General features: G+C 68.9%; 16 protein-coding genes. 5 read left to right on the forward strand and 11 right to left on the reverse strand.

Going from position 1 to position 16,850, the window contains the following annotated elements; genetic code table 11:
- Nucleotides 1-11: 11 nt before the first annotated feature.
- The 9 genes from ACLD0W_RS09845 to arsC are packed head-to-tail and all read right to left on the reverse strand — an operon-like array spanning nt 12 to nt 8,087.
- Entirely contained in the window at nt 12-1,340 is a 1,329-nt protein-coding gene (locus ACLD0W_RS09845) for a DUF58 domain-containing protein (protein WP_410307304.1), read from the reverse strand.
- On the reverse strand, nt 1,337-2,320 hold the full coding sequence (locus ACLD0W_RS09850; protein WP_410307305.1) for an AAA family ATPase: 984 nt from the start codon (nt 2,318-2,320) through the stop codon (nt 1,337-1,339). Before ACLD0W_RS09850 ends, ACLD0W_RS09845 begins: the two co-directional genes overlap by 4 nt.
- On the reverse strand, nt 2,317-3,558 hold the full coding sequence (locus ACLD0W_RS09855) for a DUF4350 domain-containing protein (protein ID WP_410307306.1): 1,242 nt from the start codon (nt 3,556-3,558) through the stop codon (nt 2,317-2,319). The genes ACLD0W_RS09850 and ACLD0W_RS09855 overlap by 4 nt, the downstream gene beginning before the upstream one ends.
- Nucleotides 3,555-5,063, reverse strand: a complete 1,509-nt coding sequence (locus tag ACLD0W_RS09860) for a DUF4129 domain-containing protein (protein ID WP_410307307.1) — start codon at nt 5,061-5,063, stop codon at nt 3,555-3,557. The genes ACLD0W_RS09855 and ACLD0W_RS09860 overlap by 4 nt, the downstream gene beginning before the upstream one ends.
- Nucleotides 5,050-6,027, reverse strand: a complete 978-nt coding sequence (locus ACLD0W_RS09865) for a stage II sporulation protein M (RefSeq protein ID WP_410307308.1) — start codon at nt 6,025-6,027, stop codon at nt 5,050-5,052. The genes ACLD0W_RS09860 and ACLD0W_RS09865 overlap by 14 nt, the downstream gene beginning before the upstream one ends.
- Nucleotides 6,024-6,746, reverse strand: coding sequence for an RDD family protein (locus tag ACLD0W_RS09870; RefSeq protein ID WP_410307309.1), 723 nt, complete (start codon nt 6,744-6,746; stop codon nt 6,024-6,026). The genes ACLD0W_RS09865 and ACLD0W_RS09870 overlap by 4 nt, the downstream gene beginning before the upstream one ends.
- Nucleotides 6,736-7,077 carry a DUF2069 domain-containing protein gene (locus tag ACLD0W_RS09875; protein ID WP_204430393.1) on the reverse strand — a complete coding sequence of 114 codons (342 nt, stop codon included), beginning with the start codon at nt 7,075-7,077 and terminating at the stop codon, nt 6,736-6,738. Before ACLD0W_RS09875 ends, ACLD0W_RS09870 begins: the two co-directional genes overlap by 11 nt.
- A 14-nt stretch (nt 7,078-7,091) precedes the next feature.
- On the reverse strand, nt 7,092-7,700 hold the full coding sequence (wrbA, locus tag ACLD0W_RS09880; protein WP_410307310.1) for an NAD(P)H:quinone oxidoreductase: 609 nt from the start codon (nt 7,698-7,700) through the stop codon (nt 7,092-7,094).
- Nucleotides 7,701-7,721: 21 nt separating this feature from the next.
- Entirely contained in the window at nt 7,722-8,087 is a 366-nt protein-coding gene (gene arsC, locus ACLD0W_RS09885; RefSeq protein ID WP_410307311.1) for an arsenate reductase (glutaredoxin), read from the reverse strand.
- Nucleotides 8,088-8,189: 102 nt separating this feature from the next.
- On the opposite strand from arsC, the gene ACLD0W_RS09890 reads away from it, so the two are divergent.
- From ACLD0W_RS09890 to ACLD0W_RS09900, 3 genes are read left to right on the forward strand one after another with little or no spacing between them, the layout of a single operon-like run.
- The gene (locus tag ACLD0W_RS09890) at nt 8,190-9,482 is read left to right on the forward strand and encodes a YihY family inner membrane protein (RefSeq protein WP_410307312.1); all 1,293 of its coding nucleotides are present in this window, start codon (nt 8,190-8,192) and stop codon (nt 9,480-9,482) included.
- The gene (locus ACLD0W_RS09895) at nt 9,475-9,759 is read left to right on the forward strand and encodes an acylphosphatase (protein WP_410307313.1); all 285 of its coding nucleotides are present in this window, start codon (nt 9,475-9,477) and stop codon (nt 9,757-9,759) included. Before ACLD0W_RS09890 ends, ACLD0W_RS09895 begins: the two co-directional genes overlap by 8 nt.
- A complete protein-coding gene (locus tag ACLD0W_RS09900; protein ID WP_410307314.1) occupies nt 9,756-10,634 on the forward strand; it encodes an alpha/beta fold hydrolase in 879 nt (292 codons plus the stop codon). Before ACLD0W_RS09895 ends, ACLD0W_RS09900 begins: the two co-directional genes overlap by 4 nt.
- Nucleotides 10,635-10,642: 8 nt before the next feature.
- Here the strand turns inward: ACLD0W_RS09900 and ACLD0W_RS09905 are convergent, their stop codons facing one another.
- Nucleotides 10,643-12,637, reverse strand: coding sequence for a tetratricopeptide repeat protein (locus ACLD0W_RS09905; protein WP_410307315.1), 1,995 nt, complete (start codon nt 12,635-12,637; stop codon nt 10,643-10,645).
- An 82-nt stretch (nt 12,638-12,719) separates the two neighbouring features.
- Complete coding sequence (locus ACLD0W_RS09910; protein ID WP_410307316.1) at nt 12,720-14,105, reverse strand: GlyGly-CTERM sorting domain-containing protein; 1,386 nt, start codon at nt 14,103-14,105, stop codon at nt 12,720-12,722.
- 219 nt (nt 14,106-14,324) lie between these two features.
- On the opposite strand from ACLD0W_RS09910, the gene ACLD0W_RS09915 reads away from it, so the two are divergent.
- The gene (locus tag ACLD0W_RS09915) at nt 14,325-15,830 is read left to right on the forward strand and encodes a fumarate hydratase (RefSeq protein WP_410307317.1); all 1,506 of its coding nucleotides are present in this window, start codon (nt 14,325-14,327) and stop codon (nt 15,828-15,830) included.
- 170 nt (nt 15,831-16,000) lie between these two features.
- Nucleotides 16,001-16,843, forward strand: coding sequence for a hypothetical protein (locus tag ACLD0W_RS09920; protein WP_410307318.1), 843 nt, complete (start codon nt 16,001-16,003; stop codon nt 16,841-16,843).
- The last annotated feature ends 7 nt before the right edge of the window (nt 16,844-16,850 follow it).

The following is a 16,850-nucleotide window of genomic DNA, read 5'->3' on the forward strand; positions in this document are numbered from 1 at the left end:
ATCCCTGGCGGCTAAAGACGCCCGGCCCGTTTCAATTGCTGATAGGCGTGGCCGAGGCGCTCGGCCAGGGTGGCCGGGGTGGCGGCCACCAGATGGGCGCCGGCATGGCGCAACCGCAGATGCAGATCGCGGCGCTGTTCGTGCTCGCGGGCGTCGGCGGCCACCCGCAGGGCGTCGTCCAGGTCCGTCACCGGCGCCTGGCGCAGGGCGGCCTGCTCGGGCAGCTCCATGTCCGCCACCATCACCAGGTGCCGGTGGCCGAGCAGGCGCACGGCGGTGAGCAGATCGTCCGCGTCCTCCGGTTGCACCCGGCTGATGATCACCACCAGCGCGCGGCGGGTCCAGCGTCCCTGGAACTGCCGCGCCGCCTGACTGAAGTCACTGGCCCGGTCCGCCGGCTGCACGTCGTGGAAGCCACGCAGCAGGCTCTGGATGCCGTGCTGCCCGTGCACCGGATCCAGCCAGCGCGGCTGCTCCCCGGAAAACAGCAGGGCGCCGGTGCGGTCGCCCTGGCGCAGCGCCGACCAGGCCAGCAGCAGGGCGGCGTTGAGGCCGTGGTCGAAGGCGGTCAGGCCGCCGATGGGCAGCGCCATGCGGCGGCCGCCGTCGAGCAGTATCCAGACGGTCTGGTTCTGCTCGTCCTGATAATGGCGGGTGATCAGCCGGCGGCGCCGGGCGGTAGCTTTCCAGTCGATGCGGCGCGGGCTGTCGCCGGGCTGGTAGTCACGCAGTTCGTGGAATTCCAGCCCCTCGCCCTGGCGCGGCTGCACCCGGTTGCCGAAGCGGCTGCGGCTGCGATCCACCGCCAGCGCGGCGCGGGAAATCGGCGAGAAGTCCGGGTACACCGGCACCGCCCGGTCCGCGGCGATGCGCCGGCGCGATTCCCACAGCCGGCGCGGCGACGGCAGCCACAACTCGATGGGGCCGAACCGCACGGTGCCGCGCCGGCTGGGGCGATAGGGGTAGTGGATTTCCACCTGGCGGTGGCCGGGCACCAGATCCAGGGCGCGGGGCAGGCCGGTGTCCACGTCGTCGTCCGGGTGATGGTCCGCCACCAGCCAGCGCTCCGCCTTGCCACCGGTCTCCAGGGTCAGGGTCACGGTTTGTGGCACGCCCACCGACAGCGCCGCCGGCAGGCGCCGGCTGGCCGCCGGCGTGGGCCGGCGCCGCAGCCTGAGCAGATCGTCCAGGGCCCACACCGCCAGCAGCCCGCCGAGCAGCGCCCAGCCCAGCAGCAACGGCAAGGCCAGCGGCGCCGCCCAGAACCGCCCCAGCAGCGGCAGCACGCCCAGGGCGGCCCAGACGAGCAGGGCCCGGATCAGCCGCGCGCCGGGTCTCATTGCCGCGGCGCCTCCACCTGTTCGAGAAGCTGCTCGAGCACGGATTCCACGGTCTGGCCTTCAATGTCCGCGTCCACGCCCAGGCGCAGCCGATGGCGCAGCACCGGCGCCGCCACCTGTTTGACGTCGTCGGGAACCACGAAGTCGCGGCCGGCCAGCAGCGCCTGGGTCTTGGCGGTGCGCGCCAGGGCGATGCTGGCCCGTGGCCCGCCGCCCTGCACCAGGCTGGGGTGGTCGCGGGTGGCGCGCACCAGCCGCAGGATGTAGTCCACCAGGGCGCGGTCGAGAATCACCGCGTCGGCCTGCCGGCCCAGGGCCAGAATGCCCTCGGCGTTGGCCTCCGGGGTGAGCTGGGCGGCGTCCAGGCTGTCCGGCAGGCGCCCGTCCAGCACCATTTCCATCATCCGTGCCTCGTCCTCGTGGCTCGGATAGTCGATCAGGATCTTGAACAGGAAGCGATCCAGCTCCGCCTCCGGCAGCGGGTAGGTGCCTTCCTGATCCAGCGGGTTCTGGGTGGCCAGCACCACGAACGGCGGCGCCAGCTCGAAGCTTTCCCCCTCGATGGTGATGCGGCGCTCCTGCATCACCTCCAGCAGGGCCGCCTGGGTCTTGGCCGGCGCCCGGTTGATCTCGTCGGCCAGCAGCAGGTTGGTGAACGCCGGGCCTTTGCGCACCCGGAAGTCGCCGCTCTGGCTGTCGAACAGCACATGGCCGGTGACGTCCGAGGGCATCAGGTCCGGGGTGAACTGGATGCGCTGGAAGTCCAGCTCCAGCACCCGCGCCAGGCTGCGCGCCAGCAGGGTCTTGCCGAGCCCGGGCACGCCTTCGATCAGCACGTGGCCGCCGGTGATCAGGGCGATCATCACCTGCCGGGTAATGGCCGGCTGGCCGATCAGCACCTGGTTGAGTTGCGCTTCAATGCGGCCGGCCAGGGCGGTGGCCTGGTCCGGGGTCATTTCCGCGGGAGTATCGGTGATCATAATCGGCTCCTGATCTGTTGCAGTACGGCCACCCGGCGAATCCAGCCGGGACGGTCCACCGGCGAGGCGTCGAGCGCCTCGCGCAGGTCGTGTTCGGGCAGCGCCAGCCGCTCCGCGGCCAGCGGCAGCGCCTGTTCCGGGTCCGGGTGCAGCAGTGCCAGCCGCCGTCGGGCGGCGTCGCGCAGCGGCGCCAGCAGGGCTTCGCCCTGGCCGGTGCGCCAGTGGAAATGGCCCAGGGCGCGCAGGTGCCCCAGGTAGTCGGTGGTGTCGCGGGCCGGCGGGCGCCACAGCGGGCCCGGTCGCGGCAGGCGCCGCCACAGCCACAGGGCCAGGGCCAGCACCAGCGCCAGGATCGGCGGCCAGGCATGTTCCCACAACCACAGCGGCAGGGGCGGCATGTCGATGCCCTGCACGAACCACACCGGCCCGCCGCCGTCGGTCAGCTGGCGCAGCAGCCAGGCGTGGTCGAAATAATGCAGGTGATCGTTGTCCCACAGCCGCAGTCCGGTGGTGGCGGTGACCCGGCCTTCGCCCACCGCCACCTGCACCAGCTTGAGCCCCTGGTCGTTGCCCGCCAGTACCGAGTAGTGCAAACCCTCGCCGCCCTGGTAGCCGAGCACCAGGGGATTGTCGATGCGCAGCCGGCGGGGCAGACCGTCGAAGTCCCGGGTCAGTGCCGGCGCCGCCCGGGGCGGCGCCTCGCAGGTCAGCCGTTCGCACTGGCGCCGGGTTTCCTCGTCGTCGTTGCCCAGGCAGTACTCCAGGAACAGGCTTTCCATGGGCTGGAAGCGGCCCAGCAGTTCGGCCATGGGGTCGTCGTCCGGATCCTTCTCGGGCAGCCGGCGGGCGTTGATGCCCACCTGCTCCAGCAGCGGGTCGGCGCGCTCCCGGTCTTCGTCCCGGTCGCCGTACACCGGCCGCGCCGCCACCACCAGATGGCCGCCGGCGGCCACCCAGGCGAGCAGCCCCTCGATGCGGTCGCGGCCCAGGTCGCCCCGGTATGGATCCATGATCAGGGTGGTGTCGGTGGCCGGCAGGGGGAACAGGGCGCGGGTGCTGAACACCCGGCGGGTGTCGTGGTGCCACTCTTCCAGCAGAGTGCGCGCCGCCAGATAGGGATCCCGGGCGGCGGCCTCCGGGTAGGCCGGGGCCATGTAACGCACCGGTTCGGTGGCCCAGTAATAGCCGCCCACCAGCGCCGCCACCGCCACCAGGAACAGCACCGTCCAGCGCTTCATCGCGGGTCTCCGGCGAGCGGCGGGCGCAACGCCCGCCAGCGCGCCATCAGATCGCGCACGGCCTGCTCGTCGCTGGGCCGGTGGGCCCAGGCGGTGCGGGTCCAGGCGTTCACCAGCGCGGTCAGCCAGGCAATCACCGGCGCGCCGTCCAGCGCCCGCTGGTAGGCGCGCAGGCAGTCCTGTTCGGTGGCGCCGGCGGTGAGCGGCAGCGGCCGATAGTGGAACAGGGTGACCAGACCGTCGCGCAGCAGCAGCGCCAGGGCGGCGCGCACGTCGCCCCGGGCCAGTTCCTGGTCGAGGGCCCGTTCCAGGTCCGCGGGCAGGCTCTCGGCGCGGGTGTCCAGGCCGGCCACGCGCACCGGCATCACCGGTTTGCCGTCCGCCCCGCGACCGCCGATGCCGGGCACATAGCGGCGCACCATCATCACGATCACCACCGCCAGCAGGGCCAGCAGCAGGTAGCCGAGGCCGGTGATCAGTCCGTCCGGTACGTTGAGCGGGTCCCGGCCGTCGCTGTCCGATTCCCGGTCCAGCAGCCGGCGCAGCAGGTCCTGCCACCAGCTGTCGCCGTCGTCGTCGCGCAGGGACTCGCGCAGGCGCCGGTCCTGGCGCTCCTCGAAGGGCATGAAGGTGTCCGAGGCGAGCAGGTCGATGGCCTGTTGTTTGGGGTCGGCCTGATCGGTCGCCGGTGCCTGCGCTTCCACCGGGTGCGGCGCGGCGCCGAACAGCACCAGCAGCAATGCCAGGGCGGCGCCGCCGCCGGCCCGGCGGCGGCGCTCGCCGATGCGGGTCAGGCCCAGCTGCAGGTCCCAGCCTTCCAGCCAGGTGCGCTGATTGAGATAAAGGGCGAAGGAGGTGGCCACGTAGAGCGGTTCGGTGACCGCCAGCACCAGATACCAGGCCAGATTGATAAAGCCCCACTGCAGCTGGCTTTGCTCCTGGAACCAGACGCTCCATTCCAGGTTGAACTGCCAGGGCACCAGCGTCATGGCCAGCACCACCAGGGCCACGGTCATGGCGTGTTCCAGGCCCAGCACGGTGAAGGTGAGCGTGCCGGCGCGCTGCCCCGGCGGTCGCAGCAGCACGGCGATACGCCCGGATACCCGCGCCCCCCGGTTGCCCTCCAGCTGCCAGACGCCGGTGAGAAAGCCCCGGGACGGGCTGAAGCGGCGCCAGGTGAGCTGGGCGGCCAGACCGTTGAGGCCGTACTTGGGAAAGGCACGCAGCAGGGTCAGCGGACCCGGATAGTCGTCGAACAGGGCGCGGCTGTAGAACGCCAGCAGGGGCCGCTCCCAGAGCGGCTTCAGCCACCAGAACAGCAGCAGCGGCCAGACGCTGCGGGTGGCGGCGGCGTAGCCCGCCAGCAGCGCGAACGGCAGGGCGGTGAACACCAGCCACACCAGGGAGGCCTGGCGCCACCAGCGCCGGTACAGCCGGGTGCCCACGTCCACCGCCTGCCAGCTGGTGCGGGGGGCGAGCCGGGCATTGATCCTATTCAGATCCATGACGGCTTCCTTGCGCGCGGCCAGCCAGCAACAGGTACAGCAGCACCAGGGCCCAGCACACCGCGCCCACGGTGTACTTGATCTGGGGGGCCAGTTCCCGGGACGACCAGAACGCCTCGATAAAGGCGGCGGTCACCAGCAGGAAAAACACCCCGTACATCACCGGCAGGCATTCCCGGGCGGCCCGACGAATGGCGTCCACCCGGCTCCAGGAGCCCGGCGCCAGCACCGCCCAGCCGAGCCGCAGGCCGGCGCCCCCGGCCAGACAGATGGCGGTCAGTTCCGGCGCGCCGTGGGCGATCACGAAGGTGAAGAACGGCTGCGAGGCGCCGGCCAGGCTCAGATGGGCGGCGGCGGCGCCAAAAAAACTGCCGTTGAACAGCATGGCGAGCAGCGCGCCGACGCCCAGCAGCAGCCCGCCGGCGAAGGTGCGGAAGGCGATGCCGATGTTGTTGTAGATGTAGTAGCCGAACATCATCACATCGTCGGCCCGGTCGCGGACGTCGGTGTCGCGCAGATCCGGGTGGTACATTTCCTCCAGGTCGGCCACCTGGTCCGGGCCCACCACCGTGTGCACCAGCTCCGGGTCGTACTGGATCAGGCCCCAGACCAGCAGCGCCGACAGCACGAAGGCGGCGCTGCTGATCAGGTGCCAGCGCCACTGCCGGCGCACCGCTCGCGGAAAGCCGGCGGCGAAAAACGCCGCCAGGCGCGGCAACAGCGGTGTGCGATGGCGGTAGAGCTGGCGGTGGGCGCGCAGCATCAGGTCGTTGAGGTAGTCCTGCAGGGCCAGGCTATAGCCGCGCTCCCGGGCCAGCGCCAGTTGATGGCAAAGGCTCTGATAGTCGCCGGCGAAATCGGCGGCGGCGCTGCCCGGCCGGCGGGTTTTTTCCAGGGTCTTGAGGGTCGCCTCCAGGCGTTCCCAGAGCGGCCGGTAACGCTGCTCGAACTGGCTCTGCCTCACCGCGCCGCTCCCTGATCGGATTCCCGGGCCGGGTCGGCGCCGACGGGTCCGCCGAGCACATGGCGGGCCACCCGGCGCAGTTTTTCCAGCGCCGCCGGCGCTGGCTGTTCCGGGTAGGCGAGCCGCGCCAGTTCCTGCTGGCGTTGCTCGGAGAGCGCCGGCGCCCGTTCACTGAAGGCCAGCAGCACCAGCTGATCCTCCCGGTCCAGGGGCCAGTCCGGGGCTTCGCCGGCGCCGCTCTCCCGGACCCGGGTGGCGGGTGGCGCCGGCAGATGGATCACCAGGGTGTCGGCGGCCAGATCACCGAGCCGTTGCTGGCGCGGCGAGATCAGCATCACCACGAAGCCGGTGAGATAGCAGATCGGAAACAGGTCGGCGGTGCGCAGCAGGTTGCGCACCAGGCTGCCGTTGAAGGTGAGCGGCGCGCCGTTACCGTGCACCACCGCCAGCTTCACCGCCCGTTTGCCGGGGGTGCGGCCCTGCCAGAGCATTTCGAAGAACACCGGGTAGAACCATTCAAGCAGAAACATCAGCAGCAGGTAGAGGCCGTAGCCGTGGCCGCCGAACAGCATCAGCGGGATCGACAGCACCAGCAGCACCAGCCCGCGCAGGGCCAGGTCGATGCCGTAGGCCAGGGCCCGCGGCAGCGGGCCGGCCAGCGAGAGAGAAAGACGGGCCCCCTCCGGCGTATCGATGTGCAGCTGGTCATCAATCCGCACGGCCGCCCCGGCGGATCAGCTGCATGGCGGCCAGGAACATCACCACCGTCAGCGATACCTGGACGATGGCCAGGGTGCGTTGGGGCGGCGGGTTCAGGCATTGCAGCACATAGCCACAGAAGTAGAACAGCAGCAGGAAACACAGCCAGGTGAGCGAGCGCGGATGCAGGGTGATCGGCGCCACCATCATCAGCAACAACGGCAGGTACAGCACCAGCGCCATGATTACCGAGGCGGCCAGTGGCGCATTGGGCGGCGTGAACCAGAATTGCGCGGCGATGCCGAGCAGCAATAGCAGCAGGTAGCAGCCCCGTAACACAAAACCCAGCATATTCATCCTTAACGTTATGGTGCCTGTAAAGGGCGGCCCATCTTGCGCGCCAGCTCCGCCAGGCGTTTCCCCAGGGCCCGGGCGATGGCGCTTTCGTCGTCGGTGGTGGTGGCGTCGCCGCGCTCGCCGGCCACATGGCTGGCGCCGTAGGGCGTGCCGCCGCCGGTGGTGCGCATCAGCGCGGTTTCCGAATAGGGCACCCCGGCCAGCACCATGCCATGGTGCAGCAACGGCAGCATCATCGACAGCAGCGTGCTTTCCTGGCCGCCGTGCAGGCTGCCGCTGGAGGTGAACACCCCCGCCGGCCGACCGATCAGGCCGCCGGACATCCACAGGTCACCGCTTTGGTCGAGAAAATACTTGAGCGGCGCCGCCATGTTGCCGAAGCGAGTGGGCGAGCCCAGCGCCAGCCCGGCGCAGCCGGCCAGGTCGTCCTGGGTGGCGAAGGGCGCGCCGCTGTCCGGCACCGGCGGGGCGGTGGCCTCATGGCTGGCGGACACCGGCGCCACCGTGCGCAGGCGCGCCTCCAGACCACCGGCTTCCACGCCACGCGCCACCTGCCGGGCCAGATTGGCCACCGCGCCGGTGCGGCTGTAATAAAGAATCAAAATATAATCGTGCATGGCGTCTGGTTTATCGCGGCTTCAGCCGCGATTCTCCCCGATCAATGCCTGGACGTTTTCCGGCGGGCGCCCCAGCACGGCCCGCTGGCCCTTGACCACCACCGGACGTTCCAGCAATTTCGGGTAACGCGCCAGGGCCTGGATCACCGTTTCGTCATCGGCGTCCGGGCTGAGGCCCGCTTCCTGGTAGTCGGCTTCCTTGACGCGCACCAGCTGGTGGGCGCTGGAAAGGCCCAGTTTATGGACCAGGTCGCGCAGGGTGTCGGCGTCCGGGGGCGTGTCCAGATATTTGATCACGCGCGGTTCGATGCCGGCGCCTTCCAGCAGCGCCAGGGTCTGGCGGGATTTGGAGCAACGCGGGTTATGGTAGATGGTGTACTGTGCCATGGTTCGACGCCGTTGTTTTGCCAGGATGCAGGGCATTGTACGGCACCGACCGCCCCCGGCAAGCCGGGGCGATGCCGATAGGAAGAGGAAGTGGACGACAGGGTGAAAACCGATCAGAACGATGCGCCCGTGATCCCGTTCCGCGCCCGCGCGGAATCGGTCTGGGCGTTTTTGAAATTGCTGCGCCGTCAGTTCGTGGAGGACGGCTGCCCCGCCGCCGCGGCGGCGCTGACCTATACCACCCTGTTCGCCATCGTGCCGATCATGACGGTGATGTTCGCGGTGATCGCCTCGATCCCGGCGCTCAACGAGCGCGGCATGGTGATCCAGAAATGGGCATTCGAATACTTCGTGCCGTCCGCCGGCAACCAGATTCTCGGCTACCTGGCCACCTTTACCCAACAGGCCACCAACCTGACCGGCCCCGGCGTGGTGATGCTGATCATTACCTCGGTGTTGATGCTGCGCACCGTGGAGCAGGCGCTCAACCGTATCTGGCGGCTGCCCAAGGCGCGCAAGGGCATGGTCAGCCTGATGACCTACTGGGCGGTGCTGTCCCTGGGGCCGCTGCTGCTGGGGGCGGGCATGGGCATTTCCTCCTACCTGACGTCGGTATCGCTGATCAGCGATACGGTGGCCTACTTCGGCGGCGTACGCGCCTGGCTGTCGGTACTGCCGTTCTTCTTTACCTTCGCCATGCTGGCGCTGCTCTATATCGTGGTGCCGAACACCTCGGTGCCGTTCCGGCAGGGGCTGCTGGGGGCGGCGGTGGCGGCCTTGCTGTTCGAGCTGGCCAAGGCGGCGTTCGCCCAGTTCATCAAGCACGCGCCCAACTATCAGGTGGTGTACGGCGCCTTCGCGGCGGTTCCGCTGTTCCTGCTGTGGATTTATATTTCCTGGATCCTGGTGCTGCTCGGCGCCGAGCTGGTGCGCACCCTGGTGGTGTTCCAGGAGCACCGCCGCAAGGTGCCGCGCACCCAGGCGTTGCTGCGGCTGCTGCGGGTGTTCTGGGAGCGCCAGCGCCACGGTCGGGTGCTGCGCAGCAATGAGGTGCGCCAGGTGATGCACGAGTCCGGCGTCACCCACTGGGACGAGTTCCGCAACCTGCTGCAGGACTGCAAGCTGATCAAACGCACCGAGGAGGGCGGCTACGTGCTGACCCGGGACCTGCGGCGGCTGACCCTGTCCCAATTGCTGGCCATGGTGCCCTGGCCGGCGGAGCAACAGTTGCGCGTCAACGCCCACGGCAAGGAGCCCTGGGAGGCGACCCTGAAACAACGCTGCGACGAGGCGCGGCGCGGCCTGCACCGGCCGCTGGAGTTCAATCTGGAGGCCCTGTTCGAAAACCGGGTCGACGAGTTCCCCACCAACGAAGGCGACAAAAAAGATGAATAATAATGCCGTGATTGCCCGGCAGGTCACTGTCCGGGGACGGGTGCAGGGCGTCTTCTATCGCGCCGCCACCCAGCAGCAGGCGCGCCGCCTGGGCGTGGCCGGCTGGGTCCGCAACCTGCCCGATGGCCGGGTGGAGGCCTGGCTGGAAGGGTCGGACCAGGCGGTGGATACGCTGATGGCCTGGATGCGCGAAGGGCCGGAGCAGGCCGAGGTCACCGGCCTGTGCGTGTGTGAGGTGACGCCGCGATCACTGAACGATTTCGAGGTCGATGCATGAAGCAGGTGGAACTGGTCAACGGACACCTGCGCTTTCCGGCGCTGCTCACCGGCGACGGCGAGCCGGTGATTCTGCTGCACGGTTTCCCGGACACCCATGAAAACTGGGCGGTGCAGATGAAGCTGCTGGCCGACGCCGGCTACACCTGCGTGGCGCCGGCTCTGCGCGGCTACGCGCCGTCCTGCCAGCCGGGCAGCGGCGATTATTCCCTGCACGCGGCGGTGGACGATCTGCTGGTGTTCGCCAATCAGCTGGGTGGCCGCGTGCACCTGATCGGCCACGACTGGGGCGCGGCGGTGGGCTACCTGGCCTGCGCGCGCTACCCGGAATCCTTCTGCACCTTCAGTGCGCTGGCGATCCCGCCGCTCAAGCGGCTGCCCAAGGCCCTGCTCAAGGTGCCCGAACAGATCAAGCTGAGCGGCTACATGCAGTTCTTCCAGCTGCCGGTGGCGCCGGAGGCCTGGCTCAAGCGCGACGGCCTGAGCGGCGTGGACGCGCTCTGGCACCGCTGGTCCCCGGACTGGGACCCGGGGCTCTATCTGGACAATGCCCGGCACACCCTGGGCGAGCCCGGCGTGCTGGGCGGCGCCCTGGGCTGGTACCGGCACCTGATCCGGCTGTGGCGCAAGGAGCAGCGGGAAGTGCAGGAATGGCTGGCTCTGGACGTGCGCGTACCTACCCAGGTGCTGATGGGCGAGAACGATGGCTGCATGAGCCCGAAGCTGCTGGATCACTGCCTCAACAACGACGACTTCCCCGCCGGCCTGTACGTGGAGCGGCTGGAAGCCGCCGGCCACTTTCTGCACCTGGAACGGCCGGAAGCCGTGGCCGAGCTGCTGATCGCCCACCTCAAGCGCGGTGAGTGCCTGGTCTGATCCCCGGATCAAGGCGCCCTCAGCATGATGTCCCAGGCGTCCTGCAGTTCAGTGATCGCGCGCGAGTCGTGAAAAATCGCGCCGTTGTGTTCGCGCAGAAGGGTGTGCCAGTGACCGCGCAGCGCCGGGTCGGTGGCGACGCTCACGGCCAGGTCCACGTAGTGGCCGGTGTCGCGGGCGATCAGGCCGGTGAGGCCCATGCGGCGGTACAGGCCGCTGGTGAAGTTGCCGCGCAGCAGCGGCGAGGGCAGGGTGATCAGCGGCACCGCCAGGCCCAGGGCGTCAAAGCTGGTGTTGGCGCCGGTGTAGTGGGGCGGGTCCAGGGCCACATCCACCTGATTCACCAACCCCAGATAGCGTTGCCGGTCCATGCGTGGCAATAGACTGACGCGCTCGGCCAGCGGGCCCAGGCGCCGTTGCAGGCGCTGCCGCAGCGGGGCGGTTTCGGCCCCTTCCTGGCTGCCGATCAGCAGCAGACGGCCGGTCGGGTCCCGCTCCAGAATCGCCGCCACCAGCGGGTCGAAATCCGGGTGGATTTTGCGCGGGTTCTGGTGGCACAGATAGAGATGCTCGTTGTCCGACAGGCCGAAGTCGGCGCGGCCGGGCGGGCGATCGGCCAGCCGGGGCGGTTCCGCCCAGGTGAACATATTGCCGGGCATGGTCAGCAGCGGTTCCCGGTAACGCTGTTGCGCGTCGTCGGTTTCCACCAGGTCCGAGGACAGAAAGAAATCCATGCCTGGAATGCCGGTGGTCAGCGGCCAGGCCCAGCTGGTGTACTGCAATGGCGCCGGCCTCAGCCAGGGCAGAAAGTAATTGAACGAGTCCGAGCCCACTTCCCAGTGATAGAGCAGGTCCAGCCGCGCCGCGCGCAGTTGTTCGGCGGCCTGGTCCACCCGTGGGCTGAGCGCCAGCCAGGTCAGGCCGTCGTCGCCCAGGGCGGCACGGGTCTGGCGCAGCGCCGGGCGGGTCACCGCCACCACGATGTCGAAGCGGTGCCGGTCCAGGCGCGGCAGCACGCCCCGCAGGCTACGGATAAAAATGCCTTCGTGGCCGTGGTTGACCACCATGCCGATGCGGCGCCGGTCGCCGCCGGCGCGGGGCGTGGGCGGTTCGAAAGCGGGCAGGCGCGGCGCGATCATGTCCGCGTAGGCGCTTTTCAGAAGGTGATCGTCGCGGCCCTGGTACATCAGGGTGGGGGGCGGCTCGGCGCCGCTGTGCTCCAGTAAGGTAAGGTCCAGTTGGCCGGGGCGGTCCCGCCAGCGCTCGATGGTGGCGGCGAAGCCGTTCCGCCAGGCGTCGATGGCGGCGTTGTCCTCGAACACGTCCGGGCACAGGGTGTCCGCGTGCAGGGCGTGCCACCAGTGTTCCGGTCTGAGCCCGGCCACGCGCCGGTAACCGTCGGCGGCCGCTTCGGTGTGCCCCTGGCGTTCCTCCGCCACCGCCAGGTTGAGATGGCCGTCGGTGTAATCCGGCGCCAGCGTCAGCGTGTCGCGCAGCACCCGGGCGGCTTCCGCCGGGTGGCGCTGGAGGATGTGCGCGCTGGCCAGGTTGTTGAGCACCTTCGCATGGCGGGCGCCCGGCAGGTGTTTCAGGGCCTGTTGGTAGCTGGCGCGCGCGTCGTCGTAGAGCCCCGCGTCCAGTTGGGCGTTGCCCTGGTTGTACCAGCCGTCGCCGTGGTCGGGTTGGCGGCGCAGCGCCTCGGCGTAGTGTGTCAGCGCTTCGTCGAGCCGTCCGGCGCCGCGCAGGGCCAGGGCCAGATTAAAGCGCGCCACCGGCTGGTCGGGCATCCGCGCCACGGCGCCCTCCAGCACCGCCACGGCGGCGTCGAACTGGCCCAGCCGCCGCAAAATCTCGCCCTGGTTGATCACCGCCGCCGGCACGTTCGGGTAGCGCGCCGCCAGCGGCGCCAGCAGTGCCAGCGCCTCCTCGAGCCGTCCGTCACCGGCGAGCGCCAGCGCTCGTTTCAGGGTCTGTTGCGGGGAGTCTTGGATAGGATCGCTCATGCAAAGCAACGATACCGGCATTGGCGCCGTTTAGGGAGAGCAACCGCCGACGCCCGGATGGGGCCGGCGGTTTGGTGACCGGCTAGCGGCGAACGCGGCGGCGCAGGGCCAGCAGGCCCAGGCCGAGCAGGGTCAGCAGACCGGTGGCGCCGCCGTTATCGTCGTCGTCTTCTTGCGGCGCCGGTTCCGGGTCAGGGCTTTCCGGCAGAGGCTGGACCAGCGCCTTGATCTCATGGGCTTCGCCGTCCTGCCGCTGGAACCACACCAGCGCCGCCATGGCGTCCGTGATCACCACCCGGGTGGCCAGGGAATAATCGACGGTATCCTCATCGCCACTGACAATGGGTACCGGAGCACCGACGGAGGCGTCACCGTCCACGCCGGCCACCAGACTGACCGGCGGCTGGTCTTGCCGCCAGTCGCTCCAGGTGGTGAGCAGCTGGTCACCGTACAGGGCCAGCCCCAGCGGCGGGATCGGCATCGATATCTCGGTATCGTTGGCGATCAGGAAGCCGGCGCCGGCGGTGCCGTCGGCCCGCCGGCGCTGGCCTTGAACGGAGGTCACCGGCTGGCTGTCCACGGCTTCCATTTGATGCCATACGCCCACGAAGCCGCCGTCCTCATCCGCCATCAGGGTGGGGTACACCTGGCTGAGGCTGGCGCCCTGCTGGCTGCCGTCGTCCAGGCGGAAGGGCGCCTGGTCCAGGGCGGTGCCGTTGATGTTGAAACGCTGTGCTTGCAGGACCTGGCCGTTGTCGTAGGCGCTCCAGGCCGCCAGCCAGGTGTCGCCGTGCATGGCCAGTGCCATGGGGAACAGGGTATTGCCGGCCTGGGCAAGGGTTTGGGAGTCGCCCATCGGCGTGCCGTCGGCATTGAACCGCCGGATCTGATACTGGAAGCGCTCGGTGTTGTTTTCCGGGTCTTCCAGGGTCCAGCCGAGGACGAAGGCGCCGTCCTGGTTCACCGCCAGCGCCACATCGCAGTGCATGCCGGAAGAATCGGGGGCCCATTGCATGATGCCGGGCATGCCCTCGCTGGGGAGCAGGATATAAGCCACGGTGTCGGTGCAATCGTTGCCGCCGACGTCCGCTTCCCAGGCCACCACCAGATCGCCGTCCGCATCGGCGGCCATCACCGGGTTGCTCAGGCTGATCGAGCTGGAGGGGTCGCTGTACACCGTCTGCGTACCGCCGATCGGCGCGCCGGTGCTGTCGAACCGCGCCAGCTTGATGGTTTCGTTGACATTGTCCAGGTTCCGTTCCAGCCAGGCCACCGCGAACCGGCCGTCGGGCAGGGCGGCCACGTCGAAGTTCTGCAGGCGCAGGTCGTTGTCGGCGGTATAGAGGGTGAGCGGGTCGCCGGGCGCGGGATCGTCCACCGGATCCGGTGCGGCGTGGGCGGGAGCGTGAAACAGAGCGGCACAGACCGCCATCGCCAACGGCGTGCGTTGGAAAGCAGTTGAAGACATCGGATTGTTCCCCCAAGGGTAAAATAGGCAGTAAAAGAAGTGGCCGGGGGCTTTTTTTAGAGATATTCCACCGCCGATCCATCGAGCAATATAGCATCTTTTTGCACATTCACCATTCGCATATCGCCCCGAGTCCGGGCAGGGCGGCCGGTGGGGTCGCCCGCTTCCCGCTGGCGACGTATAATGCGCGCCCCGAATCCCAGCAGTCAGGAGTGCCCCATGACGGTGATCCGCCAGGACGATCTGATTCAGAGCGTCGCCGATGCCCTGCAGTACATCTCTTACTACCACCCGGTGGATTTCATTCGTGGCGTCAAGGAAGCCTACGAGCGGGAAGAGAGCAAAGCGGCCAAGGACGCCATGGCGCAGATTCTGGTGAACTCCCGCATGTCCGCCATGGGGCACCGGCCGATCTGTCAGGACACCGGCATCGTCACCGTGTTCGCCAAGGTGGGCATGAACGTCACTTTTGAAGGCGACATGTCGTTGGACGATATGATCAACGAGGGGGTGCGCCGCGCCTACAACCACCCGGACAACGTGCTGCGCGCCTCGGTGCTGGCGGACCCGGACGGCAAGCGCGCCAACACCAAGGACAACACCCCGGCGGTGATCAACTACTCCATCGTCCCCGGTGACACCCTGGAAATCGATGTGGCCGCCAAGGGCGGCGGTTCCGAGGCCAAGTCCAAGTTCGCCATGCTCAACCCGTCCGATTCCGTGGTCGACTGGGTGCTCGAGCAGGTGCCGAAGATGGGCGCCGGCTGGTGCCCGCCGGGCATGCTCGGCATCGGCATCGGCGGCACCGCCGAGAAGGCCATGCTGCTGGCCAAGGAATCCCTGATGGACCCCATCGACATCCACGAGCTGCAGGCCCGTGGCGCGCAAACCCGTTCCGAGGAACTGCGCCTGGAACTGTTCGAGAAGGTCAACGCGCTGGGCATCGGCGCCCAGGGCCTGGGCGGCCTGACCACGGTGCTGGACGTAAAGGTGGCGGATTACCCGACCCACGCGGCCAACAAGCCGGTGGCGATCATTCCCAACTGCGCCGCCACCCGCCACGCCCATTTCGTGCTGGACGGCAGTGGCCCGGCGGACCTGAAGGCGCCGGATCTGGAAGAATGGCCGGACATCGCCTGGGGCAATGACGAGGGCGCCAAGCGCGTCAACCTGGACACGGTGACCCCGGAAGAGGTGCAAACCTGGCAGCCCGGCGACACCCTGCTGCTGTCCGGCAAGCTGCTCACCGGCCGCGACGCCGCCCACAAGCGCATGGTGGACATGATCGCCAAGGGCGAGGAGCTGCCGGTGGACTTCACCAACCGCTTTATCTACTACGTGGGTCCGGTGGACCCGGTGGGCGACGAAGTGGTGGGCCCGGCCGGCCCGACCACCGCCACCCGCATGGACAAGTTCACCCGCACCATGCTGGAGAAGACCGGCCTGATCGGCATGGTCGGCAAGGCCGAGCGTGGCGACACCGCCATCGAGGCGATCCGCGACAACAAGGCGGTCTATTTGATGGCCGTGGGTGGCGCCGCCTACCTGGTGTCCAAGGCGATCCGCAAATCCCGCGTGGCCGCCTTCGAGGACCTGGGCATGGAAGCCATTTACGAGTTCGAGGTGGAGGACATGCCGGTGACCGTGGCGGTGGATTCCACCGGCGAATCGGTGCACAAAACCGGCCCGGTGATCTGGAAAAAGAAAATCGCCGAATCCGCCTGACCCCGCCTTCCCCGTGCCGCCGCCGGGCGGCCGGGGAACCAAAACCAAGGCCCGTGTTCGTACAACACCGGGGAACGTGGAGCCGCCTTGCCGGTTCCACGTCTTGGTTTTCGTTTTCCGTCGTCAATTGGTTGTTCATGAAACGACGTTCGCCGTTTTGGCTTTTGATTGTGGGTGTGGGCAGTCTGGCGTTGTCCGGTTGTGCTTCCCTGATGGACTCCGGCGCCTCGCTGCTGGGCCGTGAACCGGTGCCGGCCCGGGTGGCCGGCCTGCCGCTCAGCGACCTGGCCACGCTGGGCATCGACGGCGGCGCCTGCGCGGAACTGGCGGAAGCCCGCCGCCAGGACCGCCGGGTCAGTGGCCGCTGGCTGCGCGAGGAGGGGCTGCCGGCCTGTGCCCGCCGCATCGAGCAGGCCCGTGAGGCGCGTCGCTACGACCGGGAGCTGGACCGGCTGGTGGAGCAGGCCTGGCAGGCCGAGCGGGCCGCCGAGCGTGAGCGGGCCCGCCAGCGGGCCGAGCGGCAGCGGGTGCGCGAGGCCATGGAAGCGGCCCGCCGCGACGCCGAGGAGCGCCAGGAGGCCAACCGCAAGGAAGACAACCGGTCGCGGTTGCGCGAGCGGCTCGCCGACGCCCACATCCTCACCATCCTCGAGAACGTGCCCGACCAGCCGCTGGCGTTTTCCCTGGGGCAGCCTTCCGAGCGCACCCTGAAGAATTTCCTCGCCTGCCTGGAGGTCGGCTATCCCAATCAGGGCTACCAGGTGGACCGCAAGGGCGATGACCTGACGGTGACCGCCCTGCAGGCGGACATGCTGCGCGGCGACGTGGACATCCGCGCCCATTTCGTCAATGTCTGGGACACCTGGATGCTGGAGTCCCTGCGCGTGGCGGAGATGACCGCCGACACCCCCCGGGACCGCTTCATGCTGGCGCAAAACCTGATGGCCGGGCCCTGCTACGGCATTGATGAGCTGCTCTGGCGTGGTGCCGATGAGGAAGGCAATCGCGGCTGAAGCCGCG

Source organism: Alloalcanivorax sp. C16-1, assembly GCF_046507805.1.
In the GTDB taxonomy this organism is placed as follows: domain Bacteria; phylum Pseudomonadota; class Gammaproteobacteria; order Pseudomonadales; family Alcanivoracaceae; genus Alloalcanivorax.

Coding starts and splice junctions, on each gene's coding strand:
- ACLD0W_RS09845 (WP_410307304.1), bottom strand. CDS start 1,340: ATGAGACCCGGCGCGCGGCTGATCCGGGCCCTGCTCGTCTGGGCCGCC.
- ACLD0W_RS09850 (WP_410307305.1), bottom strand. CDS start 2,320: ATGATCACCGATACTCCCGCGGAAATGACCCCGGACCAGGCCACCGCC.
- ACLD0W_RS09855 (WP_410307306.1), bottom strand. CDS start 3,558: ATGAAGCGCTGGACGGTGCTGTTCCTGGTGGCGGTGGCGGCGCTGGTG.
- ACLD0W_RS09860 (WP_410307307.1), bottom strand. CDS start 5,063: ATGGATCTGAATAGGATCAATGCCCGGCTCGCCCCCCGCACCAGCTGG.
- ACLD0W_RS09875 (WP_204430393.1), bottom strand. CDS start 7,077: ATGCTGGGTTTTGTGTTACGGGGCTGCTACCTGCTGCTATTGCTGCTC.
- wrbA (WP_410307310.1), bottom strand. CDS start 7,700: ATGCACGATTATATTTTGATTCTTTATTACAGCCGCACCGGCGCGGTG.
- arsC (WP_410307311.1), bottom strand. CDS start 8,087: ATGGCACAGTACACCATCTACCATAACCCGCGTTGCTCCAAATCCCGC.
- ACLD0W_RS09895 (WP_410307313.1), top strand. CDS start 9,475: ATGAATAATAATGCCGTGATTGCCCGGCAGGTCACTGTCCGGGGACGG.
- ACLD0W_RS09900 (WP_410307314.1), top strand. CDS start 9,756: ATGAAGCAGGTGGAACTGGTCAACGGACACCTGCGCTTTCCGGCGCTG.
- ACLD0W_RS09905 (WP_410307315.1), bottom strand. CDS start 12,637: ATGAGCGATCCTATCCAAGACTCCCCGCAACAGACCCTGAAACGAGCG.
- ACLD0W_RS09910 (WP_410307316.1), bottom strand. CDS start 14,105: ATGTCTTCAACTGCTTTCCAACGCACGCCGTTGGCGATGGCGGTCTGT.
- ACLD0W_RS09915 (WP_410307317.1), top strand. CDS start 14,325: ATGACGGTGATCCGCCAGGACGATCTGATTCAGAGCGTCGCCGATGCC.